Origin of the sequence: Dietzia sp. HMSC21D01 (assembly GCF_001815995.1) — a bacterium.
Lineage (GTDB): Bacteria > Actinomycetota > Actinomycetes > Mycobacteriales > Mycobacteriaceae > Dietzia > Dietzia cinnamea.
Genome location: NZ_KV824178.1, coordinates 1 through 6,402, shown reverse-complemented (window position 1 = coordinate 6,402; position 6,402 = coordinate 1). Strand labels below are relative to the sequence as shown.

General features: G+C 72.4%; 4 protein-coding genes and 1 pseudogene. All 5 read left to right on the top strand.

Features of this window, described 5'->3' with window-relative positions; translation table 11 throughout:
• Nucleotides 1-270 (top strand): annotated as a pseudogene (locus HMPREF3086_RS17530) (hypothetical protein); the annotation flags it as partial.
• A gap of 67 nt (nucleotides 271-337) precedes the next feature.
• On the top strand, nucleotides 338-2,005 hold the full coding sequence (locus HMPREF3086_RS17525) for a DNA repair helicase XPB (RefSeq protein ID WP_061229321.1): 1,668 nt from the start codon (nucleotides 338-340) through the stop codon (nucleotides 2,003-2,005).
• Between the two features lie 126 nt (nucleotides 2,006-2,131).
• The gene (locus HMPREF3086_RS17520) at nucleotides 2,132-2,818 is read left to right on the top strand and encodes a DUF3239 domain-containing protein (RefSeq protein ID WP_061229320.1); all 687 of its coding nucleotides are present in this window, start codon (nucleotides 2,132-2,134) and stop codon (nucleotides 2,816-2,818) included.
• Between the two features lie 169 nt (nucleotides 2,819-2,987).
• Nucleotides 2,988-5,591: a nitrite reductase large subunit NirB gene (gene nirB / locus HMPREF3086_RS17515; protein ID WP_061229319.1), complete on the top strand. Its 2,604-nt coding sequence runs from the start codon at nucleotides 2,988-2,990 to the stop codon at nucleotides 5,589-5,591.
• A 122-nt stretch (nucleotides 5,592-5,713) separates the two neighbouring features.
• Nucleotides 5,714-6,133: a nitrite reductase small subunit NirD gene (nirD, locus tag HMPREF3086_RS17510; protein WP_082767763.1), complete on the top strand. Its 420-nt coding sequence runs from the start codon at nucleotides 5,714-5,716 to the stop codon at nucleotides 6,131-6,133.
• The last annotated feature ends 269 nt before the right edge of the window (nucleotides 6,134-6,402 follow it).

The window sequence follows — 6,402 nt, the reverse complement described above, 5'->3', positions numbered from 1 at the left end:
TCCGCAGACCGCGTGCGCTCGGCGCGCGGTGCCTCCTCGGGCGCGTACACGGGCGAGGCCGCCATCGCCCGACTGCATGAGGCCGCGGGCACCGGCACCGCCGTCACCGTCTCCGTGGTCGACGCCGCGGGCCGCTCCTCCGCCCGGCTGGTCGTCCCCGCCTCCGTCGGCGGCGGCAGGATCGAGGGCATCGAGCCGGACTCGGCCGAGCCCGTCGTCCTGCCGCTGCACCGGGTGATCTCCGTCTCCGACGTCGAACCCACGCGCTGACGCGGATTTCTGGACAATGGAGGGTCGGGCCTACGCGGGCCCGGCGAGAGACCCGAGGAGGCCCGAAGTGAGCGGTGGACCGCTGATCGTCCAGTCGGACAAGACAGTGCTGCTGGAGATCGACCACGAGCAGGCCGCCGACGCCCGACAGGCGCTGGCCCCCTTCGCCGAGCTCGAGCGCGCGCCCGAGCACGTCCACACCTACCGGATCACGCCGCTGGCCCTGTGGAACGCCCGGGCCGCCGGGCACGACGCCGAGCAGGTGGTCGACGTCCTGGTCTCCTACTCGCGCTTCCCCGTGCCGCAACCGCTGCTCGTGGACATCGCGGAGACCATGGCGCGCTACGGCCGGCTGCAGCTGGTCAAGAGCCCGGTGCACGGCCTGACGCTCGTCTCCCTCGACTCCGCCGTGCTCGCCGAGGTCAAGCGGCACAAGAAGATCGCCCCCATGCTCGGCGCCGACATCGACGCGGACACGGTGATCGTGCACCCCTCCGAGCGCGGTCGGCTCAAGCAGGAGCTGCTCAAGGTGGGCTGGCCCGCCGAGGACCTCGCCGGCTACGTGGACGGCGAGGCCCACGAGATCGCGCTGTCCACCGAGGAGGAGCAGTGGGAGCTGCGCGACTACCAGCAGATGGCCGCCGACTCGTTCTGGGCGGGCGGCTCCGGCGTGGTCGTGCTGCCCTGCGGCGCCGGCAAGACGATGGTCGGCGCGGCCGCGATGGCCAAGGCCAAGGCCACCACGCTCATCCTGGTGACCAACACCGTCGCCGGGCGCCAGTGGAAGCGGGAACTGCTGGCCCGCACCACCCTCACCGAGGACGAGATCGGCGAGTACTCCGGTGAGCGCAAGGAGATCCGGCCAGTCACCATCGCCACATACCAGGTGGTCACGCGCAAGACCAAGGGCGTGCACCGGGCGCTGGAGCTGTTCGACTCCCGCGACTGGGGCCTGATGATCTACGACGAGGTCCACCTGCTGCCCGCGCCCGTGTTCCGCATGACCGCCGACCTGCAGTCGCGCCGCCGCCTCGGCCTGACCGCGACGCTCGTGCGCGAGGACGGCCGCGAGGGCGACGTGTTCTCCCTCATCGGGCCCAAGCGCTACGACGCCCCGTGGAAGGACATCGAGGCGCAGGGGTGGATCGCGCCCGCCGACTGCATCGAGGTGCGCGTGACGCTCACCGAGAACGAGCGGATGCTGTACGCGACCGCCGAGGCCGAGGACAAGTACAAGCTGTGCTCGACCGCCCGCACCAAGATCCCGGTGGTCAGGAAGATCCTCGCGCGCCATGCCGGCGCCCCCACCCTGGTGATCGGCGCCTACCTCGACCAGCTCGAGGAGCTCGGCGCCGAGCTCGACGCGCCCGTCATCCAGGGGTCGACCTCCAACAAGGAGCGCGAGAAACTGTTCGACCAGTTCCGCAACGGTGAGATCTCCACGCTCGTGGTGTCCAAGGTCGCCAACTTCTCGATCGACCTGCCCGAGGCCAGCGTCGCGGTGCAGGTGTCGGGCACGTTCGGCTCGCGTCAGGAGGAGGCGCAGCGGCTCGGTCGACTGCTGCGGCCCAAGCACGACGGCGGGCAGGCGCACTTCTACTCGGTCGTCGCCCGCGACACCCTCGACGCCGAGTACGCCGCGCACCGCCAGCGGTTCCTCGCCGAGCAGGGGTACGCGTACCGGATCGTCGACGCCGACGACCTGCTCGGCCCGTCCATCCCCGAGGTGGGCTGAGGTGCGTTGAGGCCCGATGCCGGCCCGGTCCCGGGGGCGACCCGGCTCCGCCGCGGTCACCCGCGGGCCAAGCCGCCGCGGTCACCCGCGGGCCAGGCCGCCGCGGGTGCTGGGATACTGGGCGCCATGGCCGCCGATCGCTCCCCCCGCAACCCGCACGAGCAGTACCGCCTCGCCGACATCCCCGTCGACGATGCCTGGGTCCGCAAGAACAACGAGAGCCTCGCCGAGGTGCGCCGCCTGCAGTGGTCGGCGGGCATCCTCGGCGTCATCGTGCTCGCCGCCGGCATCGGCATGCTCGTCTTCGCGGAGTTCGCGGCGTGGGGCTGGATCATCGCGGTGGTGGCCGGCGCGTTCGCGATCGGCTGCCTCGCCATGATCGGCTATATCCCCCGCAAGATGGGGTCGATGCAGCACACCTACTCGACCTCCGAGCTCGTCCCGGCCGTCATCGCCGAGGTCCGCCCGCGCGGCGTGACCCTGTTGGCGCTGGTCGACCGCGCCGTCGACCGCTCCGCCGGGAAGCTGCCCGCCCTCGTGGCCCGCAACTGCGGACCTGTCGCGGGCCACGAGTCGAAGGTCGGCGAGCGCGTGCCCTGCGTCGCCGTGGTGGGCAACCGGAGCGCCCGCGGCCGCGACAACCTCTACCAGTTCATCTCCCCGATGCCCGTCGCATGGGCCACCTCCGACAAGGCTGCGCTGCGCCGGCTGGAGAAGGAGATCCCCTCGGGCGAGTGGGAGCGGCTGCGCCAGAACATCGACCGCGTGGCCGAGGTCCAGGCCGTGCCGACGAGCCTGCTACCCCTGGACTGAGCCGCCGCTCCGGCGCCCGCATCCCGCCGCCACACGCCCGCGGACCGGTCCCTCACCCGGCCCCCGGACCGATGTGAAGTAAGCGTCACGGGACCGTGATCCGACGCCACAGCACCGCAACACCGCCTTCCTAGGCTGTCCCCCACAGGCACGCCAAGGAGGTCCAGGAATGACTGAGCACATCGTCGTCGTCGGGCACGGGATGGTATCCCACCGCTTCGTCTCCACCCTCGGCACGCGCTACGCCGACGCCGACGTGGCCGTCACGGTGATCGGCGAGGAAGCCGATCCCGCCTACGACCGCGTCGGACTGTCCGCCTACGTCGGCGCGTGGGAGCGCGACGCGCTGCACCTCGACGATGCGCGGCACTCCGCCGACCCCCGCGTCACCGTGCGTTCCGGCCGGCTCGTCACCGCGATCGACACCGGCGCCCGACGCGTGGAACTCGACTCGGGCGAGTACGTCGACTACGACACGCTGGTGTTGGCGACCGGTTCGCGCGCGTTCGTCCCGCCCGTCCCCGGCCACGACCTGCCCGGCTGCCATGTATACCGCACGCTCGACGACCTCGACGCGATCCGCGCGGCCGCCGAGCGGGCCGGGGCGGGCGCGCACGGCGTGGTGATCGGCGGCGGGCTGCTGGGCATCGAGGCCGCCAACGCGCTGAGCCTGCTCGGCCTGGTCCCGCACGTCGTGGAACGCAACGACCGGCTCATGCCCGTGCAGGTCGACGGCCGCGGCGGCGCCCTGCTGGGGGACCTCATCCGCGACCGCGGCATCGACGTGCACCTCAGCGTGACCGACACGGTCATCGAGGAGAGTGCCGCCGGCGGCGCGGACGACGCGGGGGGTGACACCGCGGACGCCGCCGGGGGTGGCGCCGGGTCGGCGTCCGGTGACGCCGGACTCCGGGTCGCCCTGACCTCCGACGACGGCGAGACGGATGTCGTCGACGCGGCCCTCGTCGTGTTCTCCGTCGGTGTCCGGCCCCGCGACGAACTCGCCCGCGCGGCGGGAATCGCCGTGGCCGAGCGTGGCGGCGTGCTGACCGACAGAGCCTGCCGCACCTCGGACCCGCACGTCTACGCGATCGGCGAGTGCGCGGCCATCGAGGGCACCTGCTACGGCCTGGTCGGGCCCGGATACACCTCCGCCGAGGTGGCGGCCGGCCAGATCACCGGCGACGCCGGCACCGAGTTCACCGGGGCCGACCTCGCCACCAAGCTCAAGCTCATGGGGGTCGACGTGGCCAGCTTCGGCGACGCCCACGGTCGTACGCCCGACTGTCTCGAGGTGGTGGTGGACGACCCGGTCGCCCGCACCTACAGCAAACTCGTCCTCAGCGACGACGCCCTGACCCTGCTGGGCGGCGTGTTCGTCGGCGACGCCGGCCCCTACCAGTTGCTCAAGCCGCTGCTGGGCCGCACCTTGCCGTCGTCCACTCCCCTGGCCCTCATCACCCCGGGTGCGGCGGCCGACTCCGGCGTCGGCGTGGACTCACTTCCCGACGACGCGCAGATCTGCTCGTGCAACGCCGTCACCAAGGGCGATCTGCGCGAGGCGATCTGCGAGGGGGCGTGCGACGTGCCCGCCCTCAAGGCGTGCACCCGGGCCGGCACGTCGTGCGGCTCGTGCCTTCCGCTCATGCGTCAGGTCCTCGAGGCCGAGGGCGTCGAGCAGTCCACCGCGCTGTGCGAGCACTTCGACCAGTCCCGCTCGGAGCTTTTCGAGATCGTCACCGTCACCGGCATCCGCACGTTCTCCGGTCTGATCGGGCGCTTCGGGCGCGGCACGGGCTGCGACATCTGCAAGCCGACGGTCGCGTCGATCCTCGCCTCGACCAGCTCGGACCACGTCCTCGACGGCGAGCAGGCGGCGCTGCAGGACACCAACGACCACTTCCTGGCCAACATCCAGAAGAACGGCACCTACTCGGTGGTGCCGCGGATGCCCGGCGGCGAGGTGACGGCGGAGCAGCTCATCGTGATCGGCGAGATCGCCCGCGACCACGACCTGTACGTCAAGGTCACCGGCGGCCAGCGCATCGACCTGTTCGGCGCGCGCGTCGAGGAACTCCCCGCCATCTGGCGGCGGCTGGTGGAGGCGGGCATGGAGTCCGGGCACGCGTACGGCAAGTCGCTGCGCACGGTCAAGAGCTGCGTGGGCACGTCGTGGTGCCGGTACGGGCAGCAGGACTCGGTCGCGATGGCGGTGCTGCTGGAGACCCGCTACCGCGGACTGCGAGCGCCGCACAAGATCAAGATGGCCGTCTCCGGGTGTGCGCGCGAGTGCGCGGAGGCCCGCGGCAAGGACGTCGGCGTGATCGCCACCGAGAACGGTTGGAACCTCTACGTGGGGGGCAACGGCGGCGCGACCCCGCGGCACGCCCAGCTGCTGGCCGGCGACCTCACCGACGACCAGCTCATCCGATACATCGACCGCACCGTGATGTTCTACGTCCGCACGGCCGAGCGGCTGCAGCGCATGGCGCCGTGGCTCGAGGCGCTCGAGGGCGGGCTCGACCACCTGCGCGAGGTGGTGTGCGACGACTCCCTCGGCCTGGCCGCCGAGCTCGAGGGCCGGATGGAGGCGCACGTCGCCGGCTACGTGGACGAGTGGGCGGCCGTACTCGACGATCCCGACAAGCTCGCCCGGTTCGTCTCGTTCGTCAACGCCCCCGAGGCGCCGGACCCCACCGTCCGGTTCGAGCAGCGCGACGGCCGCAAGGTGCCCGTCCTGCTCGGCTCCCCCGCCATGCCCGTCCGCAGCTGAGCTCGCGCGCCCGACGCGCCGGGCCCAGTCCCCATCGTCGACCCGATATCCGCCCTCCCACAACCGCCCCTTCACAACCGCCCCGGCTTCACCTGCCCCGCCTTCAATCCGAGGAGTTCACCATGACCGCCACCCTGTCCCGCCCCGCCCGTACCGGCGCCGCTTCCACCGCGGCAGCCGCCGCCGAGGTCGCCGTCTGCCCTGTCGACCGCCTCATCGTCGGGCGCGGGGTCGCCGCCCTGCTGCCAGACGGGCGGCAGGTGGCGGTGTACACGCTCGACGACGGCGAGGTGCACGCCGTCTGCAACATCGATCCCGTCGCCCGGGCGGCCGTGATGAGCCGCGGGCTGGTGGGCGACCGCGGCGGCGTCCCCGCCGTGATCTCGCCCATCGGCAAGCAGGCGTACGCGCTCGAGGACGGTCGCGGTCTCGACGACCCGTCCCGCGGGATCTCGGTGTTCCCCGCCCGGGTCGCCGGCGACGGCACGGTCTACGTGGCGACCGAGCCCGCGGTTCGCCACACCCGCGCCACCGCTGCGTAGGCACCGGCAGGGGGCACGCCTGCGCCACCGCTGCGCGCCTGCTCGCCGGAGGCCCGCAACCCAGCGGATGCGCTGCGGGATCGCCCGGCACCCGACACAGAGGCAGCGCGACCCCTCCCGGTCGCGCTGCCTCTTCGGCTTACGCTGCCGGAATGCTCGAACACAGCCCGGGTGCGCTGGCCGGATGGACCATTCAGCCATCACAAGCCGAAGAGCCAGCACACCTGGCGGGACTCACGCTGCGAGATCGCCCACGCGCGCCCGCCGAA